Source organism: Pseudomonas agarici (assembly GCF_900109755.1).
Classification (GTDB): Bacteria; Pseudomonadota; Gammaproteobacteria; order Pseudomonadales; family Pseudomonadaceae; genus Aquipseudomonas; species Aquipseudomonas agarici.
This window is the reverse complement of the sequence record NZ_FOAR01000002.1, coordinates 1-21,744: the sequence shown is the minus strand read 5'-3', so window position 1 is coordinate 21,744 and position 21,744 is coordinate 1. Positions and strand designations below refer to the sequence as shown.

The following is a 21,744-nucleotide window of genomic DNA, read 5'->3' as shown; positions in this document are numbered from 1 at the left end:
TTGCGATGCTCATTGAGCGTCAGTCCGCTATCCAGCAGTTTTCCCGCCTGGACAAAGGTTTCTTGAATAGTCATGAGAGATCCTCAACACGTTATATTTATAATCGGCTGGTCATTAGCATTCGATCAGATGGAACAGACGGTTCACATCCAGGAACGTCTCGAATCCCGGCGGAATCACATAGGTGGTGGCATCGGATTCGATGACCGCCGGGCCTTTTATTTCGTTACCGGGCTTAAGCTTTTCCATATGATAGATAGCGGCGTCGACCCACTTTTTTTCGTAATAGAAAGGTCGGGTACCCAGGTGTGATTCAAGCGACGGAGTAGGACCGGCTCCCGGTTCCTCGGGAATATTGGGTTTCTTGGTTTCCACGGAACCGCGCATGATGGCGCCGGTGATCCCGTAACCCAATTCCGGCGATCTCGCGGCGTCGGCGTAGACCCGCGCGTAGGTATCGTTGAACGACTGCACCAGATCGTCCCAGTCCTCGGCACCGGAGAGCGCCGCCACCGGCGAATCGATTTCCAAATCGTTCAACTGCCCCAGATATTGCATGGAGTAACCAGGGCTCAGAGTGACCTCCTCATCTTTGAAACCATTGATCCGAAACTCTTCCAACACCTTGGCGCGCAGTTCGTCCCAGGCTGCCTGCAGGGTGGTGGTGGCTGCGGTGATATCTGCAGTGGTGGACTTCTCGTTGATACCGATGTCGACACTCTTGTCGTAGCGATATTCGAAATCGGCGGTCGCGCAGCCGAAGGCAGAAAAACCGGCCGCCCAAGCGGGCACGATGGTTTCCTTGAAACCCAGTCCCTTGGTATAGCCGTAGGCATGCACGGGACCGCCGCCGCCATAGGAGAAGCAGACGAAGTCAGAGGGGTTGTAGCCCTTCCCCGTGATCATGGCACGCAGATGCTGGCGTAGGGATAGATCCAGCAGCTCGATGACTCCGGCGGCAGCATCCTCGACCGAGAGCCCCAGGGGATCGGCGATCTGACGTTTGATTTCGCGCCGCGCCCGCTCGACATCCAGTTTCAAGACCCCACCGAGGAAGTTCTTGGGATTCAGATAACCCAGGATGATGTGACAGTCGGTCACCGAGACGGTATCCAGACCGCCCTCCGGCCAACAGGTACCGACCTTATAGCCCGCACTGTCTGGCCCCAGCTTGATCGCATTGGCATGGGGATCGATACGCACGAAGCTCCCCGCGCCGGCACCGATGGAGTCCATCGCTACCAATGGCAGAGAAAGCACCAGGCGCGCCATATCCCCGTCTTTATGGATGGCGAAGTTGTTCTTGGTGATCAGCGCCATGTCGAAGCTGGTCCCGCCAATATCGGAACAGGCGATATTCTCGTAACCGAGTTTTTCGCCCAGAAACTTGGCCCCGATTACCCCGCCAATCGGCCCCGACACCAAGGAGCGCGCCAACTCCTTGGCTTTCCAACTGATGGTGCCACCGTGGCTGGCCATGACCCGCAGATCGAACTGGCCGCCAATATCCTTCATGCTGTTGCTGATGGTCCCCAAGGTGGTACGCGAAGGCTCAGCCGCATAAGCCTCAAGGATGGTGGTGTTGGTGCGGTGGCTTTCCTTGCGCATCGGGTAATAGTCCACGGAGGCAAACACCGGAATCTCGACCCCCATCTCCCGGACAACCTCCTTACAGACATCACGGACGGCCTTTTCGTGATCGCCATTCAGATAGGAACTCAGCAGACTGATAACGATCGTCTTACAGCCCTGCTCGATCAACTCGCGCGCGGCCTCCCGGGCTTCCTGCAGGCGCACCGGAATCACCACATTGCCCTTGGAATCGATCCGTTCGGTGACGCCACGAGTGTCCTTGATGCTCACCAGGGGTTCGTCATAACGATGGGTGTTGAGGTGAATACGATCCTCGAAGGCATAACCCAGATAGCTTTGGATGGCTCGTCCCATGCGGTGAAAATCTTCAAATCCCTTGCTGACGATCAGCCCGGTGCGCAACCCTTTGCGTCCCACGACACGATTGAGCATGGCGGTTCCCGAGAAGACGCAGGTCACCATTTCGGGGAAAACATCCTCGACCGTTCTATTCCAATGTCCTAGAGCATCCTTGCTGGACTCCAGCACCGCCTGGGATTCATTGATGTTACTCTGCGCCTTACCTACGACAAACGTTCCATCGGCTCGCACAAAAAAGGTATCGGTCATAGTGCCACCGGCATCGATACCGAGGACTTCTACTGGATTCGCTAATTGGTTCAAGATTATATCCTCATTATTCTTATTGCTGATTGCTGACGCCGTTTGCCCAGTCCTGACCAGGCGCAACACATTAGGTCATCCAAACCCATCGGCCCGGGCAACCGCTTAAATACATAGCATCGGTTATGCCAACAAAACATAAGCTAATAAAAACAATGGGAAACATTCACCACCTAAAAAAAAGACAACTCTGGTGAAGGCTATTGCGTTCGAAAGTCGGTCGCCTATCGACCGCTAATCGAACTCTTTCGGATAGTTGTGTTGAAGTGAGAAAAAACTGTGCATCATCGACGCGTGCCTGGTGTGAGCCAGCAATTGTAAATAGATCAAAGTGGGTTCAAGATAAGCGCGGCCTCTTTAATAAATAAAATAAAAGCGGTGACATTCATGAAACAAGACGTGCCATTACACGGATCGGTGGCTGTCGAACAGCCCGGGCGTATCGCCCATGCACGCGAAAGGTTACTGAGCATCGGCGCCCTTCCCGACGATACCGTTCGCTCGGTGATCAAAGCCTCGTGGCAACGCTGTGTCTCCAAGGAAGTGAATCCTCTAGTGGCCAAGCAAGCCATCGACCTTGAAAGTGCGCAATTAGAGAAGATCCAGGCGGCGAATCGGGAGCTGATCTGTGCCTCGGAAACCATCATGCGCGATGCCCATGATCTCTTGGCCCAATCCGGCACCATCATGCACCTGGTGGCCCCCTCGGGAGTGATCCTGCGTAGCCATGGCGACCCCCAGACTCTTGAGTTGGCCAATCAATTCCGGCTCGTACCCGGCGCCAACTGGGACGAGGGTGCCGCGGGAACCAATGCCATAGGGACGGCGTTGCGTATCGGCTCCCCGGTGCAGGTGCACGCCTATGAACATTTCTGTGAAAACATCAGCAATTGGACCTGCTCTGCCGCCGTCATCTGGGATCCCTTCGAAAACAAGGTACTGGGCGCGGTCAATATCTCCGGGCTCAAAAGCACCCAGCACGACTACTGCCTGGCCCTGGCCGTCTCCGGTGCTCACCGTATCGAGGGGCAGTTGGCTCACCTGCAGCTCTCCAAGCGCGAACTTTTGCTGGGCGAAACCCTGGGACGCTTCACGGCCCCCAGCAATGACGGCCTGTTGCTGATGGACCTGGAGGGACGACTGGTGCGCAGCAATGGGCACGCCGAACGCGTGCTGGCGGCGCGCGGCATCAAACTCAACCTGACCCCTTACAGCCCCGTCCTCTTCCTGAATGGAGAGGGGCGTCTGGCCACACAGGCGGAACGGGTTCTACCGCAGCTGGCGCGCGAATGGATCGAACCGGTCCGTCACCGTGGCGAAACGATTGGCTACTTTGCCGTGATCCCCTTCCCCAGACCACGCACTACGCAGGTGGAGATGGGCGACAAGCGTGCTCGGGAGACCACCCGTCCCGCAGGTTTTTCCCGTCTGATCGGCCAAAGCCCGCTGTTTCTCAAAACCGTACAACAGGCGGAGCGCCTGGCCAAGGCGCCCATTTCCATTTTACTGCAGGGCGAGACCGGCGTCGGCAAGGAGCTGTTTGCTAACGCTATGCACGAGGCCGGTCCCCACGGCGAAGGCGCCTTCATCGCCCTTAATTGCGGTGGCCTGTCCCGTGATCTGCTGGCGGGGGAGTTGTTCGGCTACGTGGAGGGGGCCTTCACCGGCGCCCGGCGCGGCGGAATGACCGGCAAGATCGAAGCCGCCAATGAGGGCACTTTGTTTCTCGATGAGATAGGCGAAATGCCGCTGGACCTGCAGCCCTTGTTCCTGCGGGTGCTACAGGAATCGGAAGTCTGTCGGGTCGGTGAAACCCGCCCGCGCAAAGTGAACTTTCGCCTGATCGCCGCCACCAATCGCGACCTGAGCGAAGAGGTCGCCAAGGGGCGCTTTCGGATGGACCTCTATTACCGCATTTCGTCCATGACGCTGACCCTGCCCGCCCTGCGGCAACGGCGTGGGGATACGACCCTGCTGGCCGAGCATATCCTGGCTCGGTTGGTCGAACAGCATGGTGGTGTACCCAAGCGACTGAGCTCGGATTTACAGGCCGCGCTCGAAGGCCATTCCTGGCCCGGCAATATTCGCGAGCTGAGCAATCTGGTGACGGCTGCCTATTTCCTCACCGATAGCGAGGAACTGACTCCAGCCAATCTGCCGGTGAGCTTTGGTGCTTCGGCCACCCGGGTTGAGGACGGCTGTGATCATCCTCTGGAGTCAGCCGAGAAAGCGGTCATCGCCCAGGCCATTCACGAGCAGGGCGGCAACCTGACCCGCGCGGCCAAGGCGTTGAATATCGCCAAGAGTACCCTCTATAGCAAACTGAAGAAATACGACCTTCCTCGCCCTGACTGACGCATTAAGTGTGTGCAATAAAGGGCGCAGTGATTAAAAAGAAATCACTACGCCCCGGCTAGCATCGCGAAAGGAACAAAAAATGGAACGCATGGCATTTTCTGCAAAGTGCCCGCCTTGGATTTTCATGCGCTAGATATGGTGAAGCAACTATGAGGAGATAAAGATTGCTTCAGTTCGGGTCATAACCAGACCATGCTTAAAGCCATTCGCGGATAAATTCGAGAGCACGAAAAACATAACTTATCTCATCTAAATCATTGAAAATTCGCAAGTTTTCGAAATAAACAAAATAGATCGCGTGCTAATCTTCGATCCGCATTACAACTAGACATTCGGCATCTACGACCCGTGCAGCAAGTGCCATAAAATGAGTTAACGCACAAAATTAATTAATCGAGAACTCCAGAATAACTCAAAATTTCTTTACAAAGATCGACTTAAAAACTTTAGCCAAATAACAAAGGAGACAATATCCGCCTCCAAATGCTTAATTTTTTTGCACTCTTTCGCTGAACCCCGCTACTCAGCGAATTGGGTGATTTCGCTAGATTTTCTTATTTCTATTGCCCCTACTTAATCCTAATCAGGATTAACTTGATCTCAGCAAGGAGAGCCAATTTGTCCATTCAACGCCTTTTTACACTGATCTTTGGCACCATGATTGTCAGCACAACAGCCCTTGGCTTGCTTGTACTGTCGATGATTAGTAATCAAAGACATCTCAGCGAGCGCGAGGAAAACCGCTATCAGTCCTACTTGCTCGCGGATGAGTTACGACAGAGCTCCGATGATTTAAGCCGCATGGCCCGCACCTTTGCTGTCACCGGAGAAAACCGCTACGCCCAGCTGTACCATCAGATCTTGTCCATCAGGAATGGGCAGCAACCTCGTCCCTCCAATTACAGCTACCCATACATCGACTTCCTGGCTGCTGGCCAGAAAGTCGATAGTGGGCTCGATCCTTCGACGACGTTATTGGAGCTAATGCGTCGACAGGGAATGAGCGAAGCAGAATTGGCTAAGCTTAAAGAGGCTGAGCATGCGTCAAATGAATTAGCCAGCCTTGAGTCTCAGGCAATGGATGCCGCCTCCGGGTCAAACGGCACAGCGCCTGACCTGAGTGCGTCTACTCATTTGGTCTACAGCCCTCGCTACGATGCGGAAAAGGCACGTATTATGGCGCCGGTTAAAGAATTCTTTGTCTTGCTTAACAAGCGGACTCAATTAGAAGTAGATGGCTTGCGCTCTACCGGCTCCGTCTATATGAGCGCGGTAAGCATGATGGTTCTCTTGCTGATTATCATTGCAATAATCGGCATCATCACTATACGACGCAAAGTTGGCGGCGCTCTTTCGCGCCTCTCCGGGGAGGCCAGACGGGTAGCCGAAGGCGATCTCAATACCCATTTAGATGCACGCAACACCGGAGAGTTTGGGGTTCTTTCTCATGCATTTGGGCAGATGGTTGCCAAGCTACGTGAAGTGGTACACAACGTGGTGCACTCCAGCCGCCAGCTCAGCGTCTCTGCTGAACAACTCACCAGTACCACGCGCAGTACACTGGAAAATATCAGACAGCAAGAGCTGCACACTGCAGAGGTGGCAACAGCCATTACGGAAATGGCCGCTACGGTGCAGGAAGTTGCGCGCCACTCGGCCCAAACGGCTGAGGCCGCCCAAAAAGCGGACAGTTCAGCCGCAAGCGGTCGTGAAGTCGTAGAGCAAATGATGTCCACTATCCAACAGCTATCTGGTGATATTGGCAAAGCCGCTGAAGTGGTTCAGGCCTTGGCCGCAGATACTTCGAGTATCGGCGGTATACTTGATGTCATCCGCAGTATCGCCGATCAGACCAATCTGCTGGCTCTGAACGCCGCTATTGAGGCTGCCAGGGCTGGAGAACAAGGCCGAGGCTTTGCCGTTGTAGCAGATGAAGTACGTAACCTTGCCAAACGTACTCAGGATTCGACTCAGGAAATCCAGGATATGATCCTGCGCTTACAAGAAGGCGCCAAACAAGCGGTAGGCGTCATGGATCAGAGTCGTAGTCAAGCGGAGGCAGGCTCCCGTCAAGCTGACAATGCCGGTCAGGCTCTTGAAAGCATCACCCACGCCAATCGAGTGATCAGTGATATGGCTGTTCAGATCGCCAGCGCGGCTGAAGAACAGGCTGTTGTGGCTCACGACATCAGTCAACGAATCGAGCAGATTCGGGAGCTGGCTAGCCATAACGCCGCAGGCTCCGATCAAGTTAGTATTGCCAGTGAAGGTGTCTCTCGTCTCGCGCAAGGTCTGAATGCCCAGGTCAGCCATTTTAATCTCGGGCATGCCAGCCTTTAAAATTCTGGCTGGAACGATCAACACTCCAGTGGCCCGTGTGGTTAGTCCCATGAGTCAATTTCGGCGCAACCCGCCCATGGCCACTAGTCTGTCATAGGCTTCACACCGTACTTCTGATGGTAGGTGCTGCTAATTTCGTCCTGACTTCGAGGAGGATTGGCTAGGACATGGGCTGGAGACAGCAACGGAGCAATCGAAGTGGTCTCAATTTTGACAACGTGATCAACAGGATACTCCGGGCCATTGGTCGCTCGAATCCAGTTAGCGATCACCAAAGACTCGTCATTGTCTGGTGCAAGTATCAACGCGCGGCCCTTGAATCGGTAACCGCGCCTCTGAAAGATGTCGACTACGTTAATTTCAACGGCAGGATTGCGCTTCAAGTTCAGTATCGTTTGGGGTGATGCAATATCGGCGAAGTAGAGAACACCGTTGGTGACAGTCAGAGACGCTTTCGGTGAAAGATTGGGCGTTCCGTCTTCGTTGACTGTCGCGACGAACGACAGTATCGCCTGCTTGATGATCGTCTCCATGTCGGCAGTAATTTCAATCATAGATATGGAACCTCTCCAGGGCCGTAAGGTCGAGCGCCGCGAGCGCCTTGCTTCTCGCTAATAGGGCTTGCTCTCGATCAAGAAACGCCGTGGCCTGCACGGGAAGAAATTGCAAGGTCTTGAGCCCAACGCAACCCAGCACCGCCGATAGATACGGCGTGAGAAAATCGGGCTGATTGGCTCGCTCACCGGTAAAAACGCCACCGGAAGCAATGCCGATAAACACTGGGCGGTCGCGGAGCATTCCCATCTTCCCGGCCGGCGTCGAGGTGAACGTGCGACCGGCGCGAAGGATTTGGTCGATCCATGCTTTGAGGACCGACGGAACGGTTAAGTTGTTCATGGGTGTTCCGATGACAATCACATCAGCCGTTTCCACCTCCTGAATGAGCGTCTCGGAAAGTTCCAGCGAGCCCCTCGGTGGGGTCGCCAAGGTGGCCGGCGACGACAGGGCAGTCGCGTAGTCGGGAGAAGCATGCGGTAGGGGGTCAGCGGCAAAATCGCGCCGACTGATGCTCGCGTCAGGCGTAACCTCAAGGAGCTTATTGACGATCGCCGCTGAAAGCTGACGGCTTTGCGATTCTGGACGCGAGCTACAATCAATATGGAGGATGTTCATGCGAGCGATCCCAATGGTTTTACGAAGCCGATCACAACTATCTTCATCATTTACTCTCCTCGGTCAGTTGGTGTCACTTCGAGCCCGCGCTACGCTGCCCGATGCGAACATCATCTCAGCGGCGGACACTTTGTCCGCCGTCGACATGCCGGATCTCTCTACTGATATTGTTTCGCTTCAAGACCGGTTATCAGCACACACAAGTAGCCCAGACGCTTTCCCAAGCGTCTGTCCTGGGGGCATCTGGGCTTTCTCGGCGTGCCCGCATCGACCAGCTCCAGGCCACCAGGAGATGGTCGATGCAACCGGGCAGGAAGTCAGATCGCGCCAGCGGGAGTGACGGCAGGAAAATCCTTCTCAGGATCGAACACGTTATTGAAGAAATTTGTAAGAGAGTACATAGCCACCAGCGCGATAATCTCCATGACATTCGCATCCGTGTAGCCTGCATCGCGGACGGCTTTCAGATCAGCGTCACTGACCTTGCCACGAGTCTCGATGACTTTGCGCGCAAACTGGAGGGCAGCGGCGCGTTTCGGATCGGTGGCATTGCCCTTGCGAGCGAGAATGATTTCGTCCGCCGGCAGTTTGGCCATATGCTCGGCCGTAAAGCTGTGAACCGTCAGGCAGTAGTTGCAACCATTCGCTTCGGAGACCGCGAGGCCAATACTGTCACGCGTCTTCACATCGAGTGCTTTGCTCAAGGAGCCGAGCAGCGTAGCCCATGAGTTGAACGCGATTGGACTTTGCGCGAAAGTCATCATCATGTTTGGAGTGAACCCGATGTTCTTGGTAAAAGCATCGAGAGTCGCTTTCGAATCAGGCGGCACTTGTTCCGGTTTTACAGCTGCACTTCTAGGCATTGTAGTCTCCGTAAGCTACTGATTTTACTGATGGTTAAATGATATCCAGTACTTCATCCAGCGGACGGCGCGGCTTCTGTGCCCAATTTCCTGGACGCTCCACACCTACAGACAACAGCATCACTGGCACTTCATTTTCGGCCAGTCCGAACTCACGGACTACCCCTTCGGCATCGAAACCGATCATCGGTGTCGAACCCAGGCCCATCGAGCGCGCGGCATAAATGATCGCCGATGCACCGAAGGTGCCCGTGCGCATTGCCTCGTCGCGCTGGCGCTGCGGATGCTCTAAATACAAACCGCGCGCGGGAGCTTCCCACTCCGAAACCATTGTTGCGGGCATGACACCCGCTTCGACCAACGGTGCCAGGCGTTCCGGTATCACGCTGGAGTCAGCCAGTTGGCCGCAGATGATGAAGGTAACGGAGGCTTCGGTGATCGCGGGCTGATTCCAAGCGATCGGACTCAACCGCGCTTTGGCTTCAGGGGAGCGTACCGCGATGAAGCGCCAGTTCTGCAGGTGGAAAGATGTCGGTGCGGTGGTGCCGATTCTCACCAACTCGCGAATTTGGTCGTCGCTCAAAGTGGCGGCGGAGTCGTAGTATTTCGCGGCGCTACGACTCACGATACATTCGATGACGGCGTTGGTCATGATGATTCCTATAGCTGAAGGGGTAAGTTGAGGTACAAGAGGCCTTTCGCTCTATGCGTACCTGGTTTCGTTCGAGATGTTGGGCTGCATTTTCTCCTCTGCTTCTGGTGGTCGCTGTACGAATGAATCGCTTGCAGTTGGCACATCGAGTTAGCAAAACAGGCAGCGATCTCGTCCTTAATTTACTGTCAGTGGCGAACATTTCACCTGAGTAATAGGGCAGCATCATGACATGCCTGAAACTACGCTGACGACACACTGCACACGGATCTGAGCTCTAAAAATGATGGTATCGCAAGTTTTGAACAGATCTCACGAGGCATCAAGACCGTCTATCTAATAGCTAATAGGCGACTCCATAGCCAGGCACAAGTTGTAGCACACCTGCTCGCTGGCCGCTTTCTATTGCTATTGATGATGAATATCACTAAAAATTTTGCAGATTGGGTTTTGCTCTCATTCCGGCTTACAGAATGGCTCGCCTCGAGGACTGCGACCCGCTCTCACCAGCGCGGCACGCACGCACCTCATCGTCATTAACCTTTTACCCAACTAAATCCGATACCGCCTGTGCATAAATAAAAGCGAACTTCACGTGCATGTAGGTAACGAGCCTGCGCCTGGAGGATGTCCGACGTCCATGGCACCGGTCGATTTTCCCGGCAAATTGGCAATTATTTGTTCAAAATCCGACTGCACGATATCGCCAGATTCATGAGCAAAGGAACCCGCTCTGATAAAGATTGCAACTGTTACGAAAAATGCAGTCAGAATCAGACGAATGATCATGTCGGGCTGCTTTGTCTTGGTCTTTCTATCTTGTACCGTCGATGGTACGAATAGAAGAACCAAGATCTTCCACTTTTATGTGTACTAAGAATATGAACTCAGACCTGCAAATCCAGCTCGATCGGACAGCAAAACTGTCTTTGTCAGAACAAATTCGTATAAGTATTAGCAGGGCAATAGAGTCGGGGCTGCTCACACCAGGCACTCGATTACCTTCATGGCAAGATCTTGCCGCGCACCTGGGTGTCGCGCGCGGTACAGTTCAAGCGGCGTATGAACGGTTATCCGACGCTCAGATGATCGAAACATTCGGAGCAAAGGGCACGCGCGTGGCACCACGGCCCCGTGCGGCAGTGGCTCAATCGGAACCACTGGAACCTGGAACCTTTATGAAAGCCTATGAGCGGATGAACACCGGGCCTGCGATCTTTCAGCTCGGTATTCCAGCGTTTGAAGGCCTACCGGAAAAGCTGTTCGCACGCGCACGCTCGTCCAATCTATTGAAGGCAGAATCCTTCTCGTCACTGGTCTATCCCGATCCCAGGGGGGAGTTCGAACTGCGTCGGGAGATCGCGGGTTATCTGTCCATCGCCAGAAACCTCCACTGTTCCCCCGAACAGGTATTTGTCACGTCAGGATACAGTGCCGGCTTAGGGCTTGCGCTGCGGGTGTTAGGTTTGGATGGTAAGAAGGTCTGGATGGAAGAGCCCGGATTCTTCCTTACCCGCAAGGGATTGGAGCTCGCTCGTTTGAATACCATTGCGATTCCGGTGGACGCAGAAGGCCTCGACGTCGGCTACGGAATCAAGAACGCCGGGGATGCAGCGTTAGCCGTCCTGACACCCGGTCAGCAAGCGCCCCTGGGTTCGACTTTGTCTTTGAGGCGAAGGCTTCAACTACTGGAATGGGCGGTCTCGAACAACGCCTGGATCATCGAAGATGACTACCTCAGCGAGCTGCAGCTAGAAGGCAGGGCAGCCCCTGCCCTGGCCTCCCTGGACGAGAGCAAACGGGTTATCCACATAGGTTCTTTCAGCAAGACGGTGAGCCCGGGGTTGCGCCTGGGATTTGTGGTGGCACCGCCCGAACTGGTTACCGCATTCTCAGAGATGGTCGCAGCACTTGCTCCCGCGCCCTCACCCGTGGTTCAACTCGCCACGGCCCAGTTTATGCACGACGGTCACTACATTCGGCGTGTCCGTCGCCTCAAGCGATTATATTCCGCTCAGCGTGACGCGTTATGCGAGCAGCTGCGAATGCGCGATGCAGAGTGGGTCAAGGCAGGCCTGGCGATACTGCTCAAACTCCCCGATAGTATGCCTGACGCACAAATCGCTCGGGAAGCAATGGCCTTTGGCATGGCACCCTCCCCTTTGTCATCGTGGTTCGCGACTCCGTCCGGGCGCTCATCCGGCCTGTTGCTCGGGGTTGCCACCGCGCCCGAGCCGTACCTCGCCACGTCGTGCCATCAACTGTTTGAGATCATCGAGCAATATCGCCAGCCCCGTGTCCCAAGCAGTTGAGCGGCATCTCGAACCAGCGCGTTACAGCATGCACCCGAGCAAGGCAGCATGATGCTGGAGCACCGGGAGACACTGCTCACGTAACTCCTCAAGGGATAAACGTGCCGCGAAGGTACTCATGCTCATGGCCGCAACCACTTTGTCTTGAGCGTTCCTCACAGGCACCGCCATGGAACGCATGCCTAACTCCAACTCCTCATCGGTAAAGGCAACTCCCTCGACACGCGCCCGCCGGATCCGTTCCACGATCACTGACGGGTCGACAATCATGTAAGCGGTGGTCGGCGGTGGAGAAGTCGCAAGATAGCGCTCAATCGCTTCATCGCTCAAACCTGCCAGCAATACTTGTCCGGTGGCCGAACCGTAGGCCGGCAACCGTGCACCTAGCCGTACACCGGTGCTCACCACTTTCGCCGTCTCGGCACGAGCAACAAATACCGACCAGCCATCTTCCAGCACCGCCAGTGAGATCGACTCTCCCAGCGCTTCGCGCGCCGAGGTCAGATAGGGTTGGGCCAACTGCGGCAATGGCGCCGCGTCGAGATAGGCCGTGCCAAGACGCAGGAATCTCGGAGTCGGCCAGAAATGCTTGCCGTCATGGCTCAAGTAACCCAACTCCACCAGTGTGAGCAAGCACCGTCGAGCCGCTGCGCGGGTGGTATCGGTCAGTCGCGCCGCATCGGTCACGGTTAATTGCGAGTGCTCCCTACCGAACACTTCGATGATTGCAAGGCCTTTGGCCAAGCCCGACATACCTTCGGGTGCGCGCACGAGCGCGCCATCTGCTGATGTATTTTTCTTGACAATCATGATTCACAAGGTCTCTAATTGTTCGAGAAATGAAACAATGTTCGCTATTCGAACAAAAATAAAACCTCACGTCAATAGTCATTGCAGAAAAAACCATTTTTTCTGCAATCACGAGGACCTGATCGGGAGCAATGATGAATATTATTACCGACCGCGAACCTGAGAATTTGGCCTGGCCTGATGGCCTGACCCGCGTACCTTATTGGGCTTTTCAGAGCGATGCCGTTTACAAGGAAGAACAAACCCGACTCTTCCAGGGACCGCACTGGAATTACCTGTGCCTGGAAGCTGAAGTCCCTGAGATCGGTGACTACAAGACCAGCTTTATCGGCGAAACTTCAATCATCGTCACCCGTGACAACGATGGTGAACTCTACGCCTTCGAGAACCGTTGCGCACACCGTGGCGCCCTGCTCGCCCTGGACGACAGCGGTAAGGCCAAGGATTTCACCTGCGTCTATCACGCCTGGAGTTATAACCTGCAAGGCGATCTGACTGGAGTCGCCTTTAAGGATGGCATCAAGGGCCGTAGCGGCATGGCGCCTTCATTTTGCATGGAAGAACATGGCCCGCGTAAATTGCGGGTGGCAACCGTTCATGGCTTGATATTCGGCAGCTTCTCGGATGACGTACCCGATATCGAAGAGTATCTAGGCGAGGAAATCCTCAGCCGCGTGGAGCGTGTGCTCAGTGGGCGCAAGCCTGTTGTCCTTGGCCGCTACACGCAAATGCTGCCCAACAATTGGAAACTGTACATCGAGAACGTCAAGGACTCGTATCACGCCAGCATCCTGCATCTGTTCTTCACCACCTTTGAAATCAACCGGCTATCCCAGCGTGGCGCGATCATTGTCGACGAGAGCGGCGGACATCACGTCAGCTATTCGGCCATCGATCGAGAAGCTGAACGTCAGGCAGAACGCGACGCTTCCTATGCCCAGCAAAGCATTCGCTCCGATAGCGCTTATCAATTGCAAGACCCGTCGCTGCTCGAGGGTTTCAGTGAAGTCGGCGATGACGTCACCTTACAAATCCTTTCGATCTTCCCTTGCTTCGTCTTGCAACAAATCCAGAACTCGATTGCAGTCCGTCAAGTGCTTCCACGCGGCGTGGAAAGCACTCAACTCAACTGGACGTACCTGGGCTTCGAAGACGACACCCCTGAACAACGCCTGACTCGCCTCAAGCAGGCCAACCTCGTTGGGCCGGCGGGCTACATATCCATGGAAGACGGCTGTGTCGGCGGTTTCGTCCAACGCGGCATCGTCGGCGCCTCCAACCATACCGCCGTGCTGGAAATGGGCGGGACTGACGCCGAGTCAAGTGATAGCCGGATTACCGAGGCTTCTATTCGCGGCTTCTGGAAAGCTTATCGCGCGGCCATGGATCTATAAGAGGGGAACCGTTTGTGACACAGACTATTTTTACACTGATTAGCCAGACCCAGGCTTTATATGCCCGCTGCATCGATGAAGGTCCGCTCGAGGCGTGGCCGGACTTCTTCCTCGAGAAGTGTCTGTATACCGTAACCACTGCCGACAATTATCGCCAGGGCCTGCCAGCCGGCATGATCTGGGCGAACAATCGCGGCATGTTGGTCGACCGGATTTCCGCCTTACGCGAAGCCAACATCTACGAGCGCCACAGTTATCGCCATATGCTCAATCAGCCGGTGATTCTGGAGCAAAAAGATAATCTGGTACGTAGCGAGACTGCCTTTATTGTGCTGCGCATCATGCGTGACGGTAGCACCGATAATTTCGTCTCCGGCCGCTATATCGACTGCTACCGGATCGAAGGCGATACCGCCATGCTGGCTGAACGAACCGTAGTGTGCGACAGCTCGCGAATCCACACCCTGCTGGCGCTGCCACTATGAGCAGACCCGCACAGCGAATTCTGCTGAGTATCGGCGACCCCAACGGCATTGGACCGGAAATCGCCGTCAAGTCTGTCGTCGCGCTGCAGAATGATCCTGAACTCAATCCGGTCATCGTCGGCGATCGCTTTGTTGTCGAGCATTATGTACAGGGCACGGGCCTTCGCATCGAAGAAACCGACGGAAGCGCTGCACCAGCCACAGGTGTCCTGCACCTGCTGGCGGTGCCAAACCTCTCACCCGATGCTTTCTTGCCTGGACAGGTAAGCGCCGGTGCGGGGGCAGCCACCGTGGCTTATTTATCCGCCGCCGTCGCGTGCCTCGGCCAGGGTCGGGCACGCGGTATTGTCGCGTGCCCACATTCCGAGACGGCGATAAACGCTGCGGGCATTACATTTTCAGGCTATCCGAACTTGCTGGCGAGACTGGTCGGGGTCGAATCCGATCGTGTGTTCCTGATGTTGATCGGTGCAGGACTGCGCATCGTCCATGCCACCTTGCATGAACGACTGGCTGACTCGCTAGCCCGACTGACGCCGGACCTTGTGGTTGGCGCAGGTCGGGCCGCGGTGACTGCATTGCAGGCGCTGGGTATTGCCAAGCCGAGAATCGGCGTGTTCGGCATCAACCCCCATGCCGGGGAAAACGGACTGTTCGGCCAGGATGACGAACAGATAAACGTCCCGGCAATCGAACGCCTGCGCCAGATGGGAATCGACGCCCATGGACCGGTCGGTGCCGATTTGATGCTGGGCCAGGATGGCTATGACGCCTTCATCGCCATGTATCACGATCAGGGTCATATCCCGATCAAACTGCTGGCTGGACGCACCGCCTCAGCCTTGTCCATAGGCGCTGGCCTGATCTTTTCCAGCGTCGGCCACGGCTCGGCGTTCGATATCGCAGGCAAAGACATGGCCGATCCGCAAGCTGTCATCCGTGCGCTGCGCCTGGTCGGCGGTACGGCATTTTCCACTCAGGGGGCCTTGGCATGACATTCGATGTAACCGTCTCGGGGACGGACATTACCTTCCCCTGCGCCCCTGATGAAACGGTACTGGACGCCGCCGAGCGCGCCGGTTATGCAATCCCCTACTCTTGCCGTAAAGGGGTGTGTTCAACCTGCGAAGGGGGTCTTGCCACCGGTGAATTGCAAGTGCGCGGTAAGGGCCTGACACGCGGACCGGCCACGGGCGTGTTGTTGTGCCAGGCAAGGCCTTGCTCGTCAGTGGAAATCAGCCCCAAACGTATCGTTCAACGCGCCGCGCCAGTACGCAAGGTGATCAGTGCCAAAGTTCATCGCATCACCCGGCCAAACACCGATGTGGTCGTGTTGAATCTGCGCTTCCCTTCGGGTGTCCGGGCCAAGTTCCAAGCCGGCCAATACCTGAAAGTGCTGATGGAGGATGGCGACAGCCGTAACTACTCCATGGCCAACGCACCCCATGAAAGCGATGGTGTGCAGCTGCATATCCGCCATGTGCCTGGGGGACGTTTTTCCGAGGGCGTTCTGGCACGACTGGAAAAAGGCGACGTGCTTAAGGTGGAGTTGCCCTATGGAGACTTTTCGCTGGACGAAGCGGTCGATCATCCCGTCATCTTACTGGGCACGGGCACAGGTATGGCACCGCTCAAGTCCATCATCGAAGACCAGATCAAGCGTGGAGGTTCAAGACCCCTGCATCTGTATTGGGGCGCGCGCAACAGCCAGGATCTGTACCTTGCCGATCAGCCTGAGCTGTGGAGCAAGCGCTTGCCCGGGTTCATCTTCACACCGGTGCTTTCTGAGCCTGAACCAGGCTGGTCCGGCCGAACCGGCTGGGTACACCGAGCGGTGCTCGAGGATTACCCCGATCTGAGTGCCCATCAGGTGTATGCCTGTGGCAATCCGATCATGATCAACGCGGCACTCAGCGACCTGACCGCCGAAGGCCGATTGTCGCCCGAGGCATTTTACTGTGATGCCTTTGTACCGTCCGGAGACCTACAACCGACCCCCTAGAGGACCTCTCCAAAAGCCTGCTTAACATAAAAACAACAAGGCCAAAATGGCCGCGAGGATAAAAATAATGTTGCCAGAACCAAAGCCCTTGCAATTACCGCAATTCGTGGACGAGCGCCCAGTGAGCCGGTTTCAGTACGGGGTCATTATTTTGTGCGGACTCGTCATGTTTCTCGATGGATTCGATACTCAGGCTATCAGCTACATGGCCCCCTATATCGCCCAGGAATGGGGTTTGTCCAAACAGATGTTAGGGCCGATATTTTCGTCGTCCCTCGCTGGCCTGATGGTCGGCTATCTAATGCTAACACCGCTGTCTGAACGTTTTGGGCATAAAAAAGCCATCATTATCAGCACTATCGTCTTCAGTTTATGTACCCTGGCCTCGGTCTGGGCCACTAACGTAACCGAGTTGATGATCTTGCGCTTCATCACCGGGGTCGGTCTGGGTACGGCGGCACCCAGCGCCATTGCCATGACCGGCGAATACAGTCCCAAGCGCTTGCGGGCTACCTTCGTTCTTGCGATTTACTGTGGTTTCTCACTCGGCTTTATCGCCGCCGGGCTAGCCGCGGGTTGGTTCATTCCCCATTTCGGCTGGCGCTCACTGTTCTGGGTCGGAGCCTTGGCACCGTTGATGCTGGTACCTGTCTTGTTTCGCTTCCTGCCTGAATCCATGGTGTTCATGATCAAGAAGAAGATAGCGCCACAACACATCCTGAGGGTGTTCCGCAAAATAGACACCGACCTGGTTCAGCATGATAAACAAATATTCGTAGTCGAGGCTCTCGACCAGGGTCAACGCGGCGCCCTCGGCAGCCTGTTCACGCCTGAGCGGATCATGGGCACCGTGCTGTTATGGCTAGTGTTCACGATCAACCTCGGCGAGTTTTATGCCTTACAAAGCTGGTTGCCCTCAATCATGACCGGTCTCAACTACCCGATGAGTACCGTGGTGATGGCCACCACCCTGACCACTGTCGGCGGCATCGCGGCCGCTTTCATCACCGGCCCCTCGATGGACCGATTGGGGGCCTACAAAACCGTTGGCATCCTTTATCTGATTGGCTTCGTGTTTGTAGCATTGACCGGGCTGGCCTTCCACAGCCCCCTCTGGGTGCTGTTGAGTGCCAACTTCCTTGCCGGTTGCTGCATCAGCGGTGGACAAAAAAGCCTCATCGCCCTGGCGGCGGTTTTCTACCCTGCACCGATACGCTCGACCGGTGTCGGTTGGGCATTGGGTATCGGTCGAACCGGCGGGATTGTCGGTCCCATCGTGGTCGGTGCCGCGCTGGGTGGCGGCTGGTCGCCTTCGGCGGTCTTTTATGCCATGGCCATACCCATGTTGATTGCCGGATTGCTGGTGCTGTTTCTCGGTCACCGTTATGGCAGAGGCGCGAATTAAATCCGCCAATAAATACTAACTCGTGCCTAGCGAAATTTGCGCGAAGATGAGTACACGTTTGCCTCACTCAAAACAACACTAACTGACCCGAAGCATAGGCAGACATTTTTTCCAGTGCATCACTGCACATTGTCTGAAATTACACCGCTGCAGTTTCAACAGAATGTTGAAGCCCTTCAGCGCCTGTCTGCCTAATTTAAGAAAAATAAGAATAGGAGCCTGCACGATGATCCACCCTTCACTAAACCGTTACTCAATACCGCTATCGATTGTCATGGTTCTTAGTCACACCTATATATCGAGCGCACAAGCTACAGAACCCCAAGCTGCAGCGCTCTCGCCACTGGAATCACAACGTCCGCCCCGCTCCGGGCCGACCCGATCGCAGGAAGACTATCGTTTTCTTGATGACCCGGCGAAACGCACCGACCCGTTCGACGGATTGCGTTATCAGCGTCTATCCGATACCGCCTGGCTACAAACTGGCGCGGAACTACGTTATCGCGCCGATGCCGCAGACAAACCGGTTTTCGGCCTGCGTGGCGTAAAGGACGATTCCTATTTAATGCAGCGTGCGCAAATCCACGCGGACTTGCATTTATTCGACGACAGCCTGCGCACTTTTATTCAATTGGAAAATACCCGTGTTTTTGGCAAGGACCTGCCGAGCCCATCCGATCAAAGTCGCAACGAAATACATCAAGCCTTTATCGACGGTAATCTTCATTACCAGAGCGGCAAATTGACCACACGCGTCGGCCGTCAAGAAATGGCCTATGGCAATAACGTATTGGTCACCTACCGGGAAATTCCCAACATGCGCCTGTCGTTCGATGGCGTGCGCATGAGTTGGGCCGGAAAAAATGGCTACAAGCTGGATGCCTTTTCGATGAAGCCGCTGCTTGTGCGGCCCTCCGGCTCATTTAACGATTCAAGCAACCACCAGCAGAAATTTTATGGGCTCTACGGCACGGTTCCCCTATCCAGCGTTTTCAAGGCCGACCTCTACGCTTTCGGCCTTGAAACGGACCAACGCAAGCTAGACGGTTTCACGGGGAAAGAAGATCGCTACACCTTCGGCACGCGATTGTTTGGTGCATGGAATAAATTCGACTGGACCTGGGACTTGATGAAGCAGACAGGTCACATCGCCAACGCGGATATTGACGCATGGGGAGTGTCCAGTGACAGCGGCTATACCTTCGCCGGCCCCTGGAAGGCGCGCTTGGGTTTCCGCTTCGACGCCGCCAGTGGCGACAAGGATGGCGATCATAAGGCCGGTTCGTTCGACCCGATGTTTCCCAAGAATGCCTTTTATGGTCAGGCCAGTCTGACGACTTTATCCAACATCATACTCACAGGCCCAACGCTGAGGTTTTCGCCTTTTGACAAGGTTCGTTTCGAGCCTGGGGTATTTGCCGCGTGGCGCCAGAACACCGATGATGGTGTCTATCTACCCGGTATGGTGGCCGTTCCCGGCACCACCACCAGCAAAGGCAAACGCTTGGGCACCTTGTATCAAACCAACGTCAACTGGACGCCAACCTCCAACATCACGGTTGATCTCGACTATCTGTTCTATGACATCGGTTCGGCGATCAAGAATGCTGGAGGCAGTAACTCGCAAATCGTGGTGCTGCGTACTTCGTTTCGCTATTGAAATAAGTTAGCCAGAGGGTAAGCATGACTGAATAAAGCACAAGCCGCGAAAAGCGGCTTGTGCTTTATTCGCAACCGTCTACTTAATGCCTTTTAGATAACCAACAGCCATAAATTTTTCAGGTAAAACCATCTATGATGTGATTATATAGCAATCGCCCTGAGCCATTTTTAACTCAAACAAATCTCATTAAAAATTGGTTACGCTTTTCCGGTGGACTTCCGATCCTGAGCATGGAACCTTTCATGATCTCGGTGGCGCGTGCTATCCACTGTCGGCATTCGATACTGCGGGCGATACCACCAGTGGAAATTTGACTAAAACCCAAAAATGATCCGCCATTGATCAGCAACGTCATAATTACTATTATCCATAAATTATTGGCTTTCATAATCGTATCTCGAAAAAATGAAGATCCAACTACCAATCAAAGCGGTTGTGTTTTCAGGGAACGTATTTAATAACATGCACTTTCATTATCCTGACCACACGGGGCCGAATAGACACTTTTAATGTCCCCGAACAAATCAGAATTTTTTAGGTGCAATTGATTTCATCATAAATTTTTTGGCTTGAGGCAATGGTAACATCAAGACTACTGGAGAATAACCTAGCAAATCCAATAAGGCCGTTCTCATAAATTGAGAGATCTGTAATCAGGGTGATTCCAAGCACGATGAGTGCTCGCTGGCTGAATAAAAAAACTTCAAGCTGACAGGTTGCGTCAACTGGCACACTCGATTGAAACGTTGCAATAACCGGAGCAAGCCCTGGACGAACCGTCGAACATAGCTTCTGAAATAAAATCAAACACCCATAAACTTTGAATATTATGGTTGCATCAACCTTCACTTTCAGCCGCTGCCAATCAGTGACCTCAGATGGCAGAATTTCAGTGCACGCCTTAATACCCGAAACGTAAAGGCAGTCAGCACCTGCTTCGGAAGCAGCAATTTTAGTAAAATCGAAGCTAATGACTCCGTCGATCCTTTTCGTTGTATCAGCGACTCGACATTGCATTACCAATGCTATCCAACTTACCAAATTCTACAAAGCAAAATGGGACCTCAGTAATGAGGTCCCGTTGCGAACAAGAAACAAGGTCATCTGCGGTGCTGATTAATTTCAGACGTCCTCATTAATTGTTGCTTAGGCTGCTGTTACGCTAGGAAAATCAACATCAGTGTCAGCCATATTGTTGATGAAGTTGGTCAGAAGGAACTGTACGGCCACAGCGGTGATATCGATAATTTCTGGGTCCGTATAACCCGCAGCACGTACAGCGGCGAGTTCCTGATCAGTTACCTTGCCACGGCGTTCTACCAGAGCTTTGGCAAATGTAGCTGCAGCGGCGCGCTTTGGATCTTCCGAACGACCTTGGCGATTCAGCGCGATTTCCTCGGCCGAGCTTTTCACCAAATTAGTCGCAACGTAAGTATGTGCCCGCATGCAGTAGTGGCAATCGTTGACCTGAGTCACAGCCAAAGCAATAGCATCACGGGTTTTTACGTTCAAGGCCTTAGACATCGCACCTTGGAAACCGACGATACCGGCAAAAGTATCTGGACTGGAAGCAAGCATACGAAACATATTTGGAATAAAACCAAGTTGACCACCAATCGCATCGAGGGTGCCATGGGTGCCGGCAGGAGCTTGGTCGCGAGTTGGAATAGTAATACGTGCCATCTTTAGATCCTCTTACGTTTAGCCGTTGTTGGCGTGAGAGAAGCTTATGTTTTCACAAAGGGGATGATAATCCCTTGATATCGGGAACCACTCTCTCAAATTTCGAGATTTTATAGGCAGCATTGTGTACAGGCGGTTAGCTGCGTGTTGGAGGAGGACGCCAAGTGGCTTTTTAACTGTTCAGGGATGTAAACCTGAATCACAAATTTTTCCGATGGTGGGTGATATCTTTTATGCCTCACCCCAACAGTCACCATTCGATGCTTTCCTCGCCAACGCTGATTTTGTTGGGGAGCAAGAAGCGCGGCTTGTGAGTGCGAAGCGTCAAGGTGGGCATGATTTCGTTCT

At 54.4% G+C, this 21,744-nt stretch carries 19 protein-coding genes; 9 read left to right on the top strand and 10 right to left on the bottom strand.

All coding sequences use genetic code 11. From position 1 onward, the window contains the following. Positions 1-114: 114 nt before the first annotated feature. Positions 115-2,256, bottom strand: a complete 2,142-nt coding sequence (locus tag BMX68_RS01740) for a hydantoinase/oxoprolinase family protein (protein WP_017134350.1) — start codon at positions 2,254-2,256, stop codon at positions 115-117. A 387-nt stretch (positions 2,257-2,643) separates the two neighbouring features. Here BMX68_RS01740 and BMX68_RS01735 point away from each other — a divergent pair, with 387 nt between their 5' ends. Together BMX68_RS01735 and BMX68_RS01730 are read left to right on the top strand one after the other, a co-directional pair. Continuing rightward, complete coding sequence (locus BMX68_RS01735) at positions 2,644-4,611, top strand: sigma-54-dependent Fis family transcriptional regulator (RefSeq protein ID WP_017134351.1); 1,968 nt, start codon at positions 2,644-2,646, stop codon at positions 4,609-4,611. A 621-nt stretch (positions 4,612-5,232) separates the two neighbouring features. Next, positions 5,233-6,954, top strand: coding sequence for a methyl-accepting chemotaxis protein (locus tag BMX68_RS01730; protein ID WP_017134352.1), 1,722 nt, complete (start codon positions 5,233-5,235; stop codon positions 6,952-6,954). Between the two features lie 83 nt (positions 6,955-7,037). Here the strand turns inward: BMX68_RS01730 and BMX68_RS01725 are convergent, their stop codons facing one another. The 5 genes from BMX68_RS01725 to BMX68_RS26110 form a co-directional block, all read right to left on the bottom strand. After that, positions 7,038-7,508, bottom strand: a complete 471-nt coding sequence (locus BMX68_RS01725) for a pyridoxamine 5'-phosphate oxidase family protein (RefSeq protein ID WP_017134353.1) — start codon at positions 7,506-7,508, stop codon at positions 7,038-7,040. Further along, positions 7,501-8,127, bottom strand: coding sequence for an FMN-dependent NADH-azoreductase (locus tag BMX68_RS01720; protein WP_017134354.1), 627 nt, complete (start codon positions 8,125-8,127; stop codon positions 7,501-7,503). Before BMX68_RS01720 ends, BMX68_RS01725 begins: the two co-directional genes overlap by 8 nt. A gap of 317 nt (positions 8,128-8,444) precedes the next feature. Continuing rightward, on the bottom strand, positions 8,445-8,990 hold the full coding sequence (locus BMX68_RS01715) for a carboxymuconolactone decarboxylase family protein (protein WP_026013463.1): 546 nt from the start codon (positions 8,988-8,990) through the stop codon (positions 8,445-8,447). Positions 8,991-9,024: 34 nt separating this feature from the next. After that, complete coding sequence (locus tag BMX68_RS01710) at positions 9,025-9,642, bottom strand: nitroreductase family protein (RefSeq protein WP_017134356.1); 618 nt, start codon at positions 9,640-9,642, stop codon at positions 9,025-9,027. Between the two features lie 591 nt (positions 9,643-10,233). Beyond that, positions 10,234-10,431, bottom strand: a complete 198-nt coding sequence (locus BMX68_RS26110) for a hypothetical protein (RefSeq protein ID WP_211208531.1) — start codon at positions 10,429-10,431, stop codon at positions 10,234-10,236. Between the two features lie 41 nt (positions 10,432-10,472). Here BMX68_RS26110 and pdxR point away from each other — a divergent pair, with 41 nt between their 5' ends. Next, complete coding sequence (gene pdxR, locus BMX68_RS01705; RefSeq protein ID WP_369678875.1) at positions 10,473-11,954, top strand: MocR-like pyridoxine biosynthesis transcription factor PdxR; 1,482 nt, start codon at positions 10,473-10,475, stop codon at positions 11,952-11,954. 21 nt (positions 11,955-11,975) lie between these two features. Here pdxR and BMX68_RS01700 read toward each other — a convergent pair whose 3' ends face one another. Beyond that, positions 11,976-12,725 carry an IclR family transcriptional regulator domain-containing protein gene (locus tag BMX68_RS01700; RefSeq protein WP_244159601.1) on the bottom strand — a complete coding sequence of 250 codons (750 nt, stop codon included), beginning with the start codon at positions 12,723-12,725 and terminating at the stop codon, positions 11,976-11,978. A 173-nt stretch (positions 12,726-12,898) separates the two neighbouring features. On the opposite strand from BMX68_RS01700, the gene BMX68_RS01695 reads away from it, so the two are divergent. The 6 genes from BMX68_RS01695 to BMX68_RS01670 all read left to right on the top strand — a co-directional run bounded on the left by BMX68_RS01695 (position 12,899) and on the right by BMX68_RS01670 (position 19,710). Further along, positions 12,899-14,158, top strand: coding sequence for an aromatic ring-hydroxylating dioxygenase subunit alpha (locus BMX68_RS01695; protein ID WP_017134359.1), 1,260 nt, complete (start codon positions 12,899-12,901; stop codon positions 14,156-14,158). Positions 14,159-14,172: 14 nt separating this feature from the next. Further along, positions 14,173-14,643 (top strand): aromatic-ring-hydroxylating dioxygenase subunit beta, encoded by a 471-nt coding sequence (locus tag BMX68_RS01690; RefSeq protein WP_017134360.1) that lies wholly within the window; start codon positions 14,173-14,175, stop codon positions 14,641-14,643. Continuing rightward, complete coding sequence (locus BMX68_RS01685; protein WP_017134361.1) at positions 14,640-15,638, top strand: PdxA family dehydrogenase; 999 nt, start codon at positions 14,640-14,642, stop codon at positions 15,636-15,638. Before BMX68_RS01690 ends, BMX68_RS01685 begins: the two co-directional genes overlap by 4 nt. Next, a complete protein-coding gene (locus BMX68_RS01680) occupies positions 15,635-16,645 on the top strand; it encodes a 2Fe-2S iron-sulfur cluster-binding protein (protein ID WP_017134362.1) in 1,011 nt (336 codons plus the stop codon). Before BMX68_RS01685 ends, BMX68_RS01680 begins: the two co-directional genes overlap by 4 nt. Positions 16,646-16,712: 67 nt before the next feature. Then, positions 16,713-18,050, top strand: a complete 1,338-nt coding sequence (locus BMX68_RS01675) for an MFS transporter (protein ID WP_017134363.1) — start codon at positions 16,713-16,715, stop codon at positions 18,048-18,050. Positions 18,051-18,276: 226 nt separating this feature from the next. After that, positions 18,277-19,710, top strand: coding sequence for an alginate export family protein (locus BMX68_RS01670; RefSeq protein WP_026013466.1), 1,434 nt, complete (start codon positions 18,277-18,279; stop codon positions 19,708-19,710). Between the two features lie 175 nt (positions 19,711-19,885). On the opposite strand, the gene BMX68_RS25270 is transcribed toward BMX68_RS01670, so the two are convergent. The 3 genes from BMX68_RS25270 to BMX68_RS01655 form a co-directional block, all read right to left on the bottom strand. After that, positions 19,886-20,068: a hypothetical protein gene (locus tag BMX68_RS25270; protein WP_143063218.1), complete on the bottom strand. Its 183-nt coding sequence runs from the start codon at positions 20,066-20,068 to the stop codon at positions 19,886-19,888. Between the two features lie 179 nt (positions 20,069-20,247). Beyond that, the gene (locus tag BMX68_RS01660; protein ID WP_017134365.1) at positions 20,248-20,730 is read right to left on the bottom strand and encodes a hypothetical protein; all 483 of its coding nucleotides are present in this window, start codon (positions 20,728-20,730) and stop codon (positions 20,248-20,250) included. 129 nt (positions 20,731-20,859) lie between these two features. Then, the gene (locus BMX68_RS01655) at positions 20,860-21,396 is read right to left on the bottom strand and encodes a carboxymuconolactone decarboxylase family protein (RefSeq protein ID WP_017134366.1); all 537 of its coding nucleotides are present in this window, start codon (positions 21,394-21,396) and stop codon (positions 20,860-20,862) included. Between the last annotated feature and the right edge of the window lie 348 nt (positions 21,397-21,744).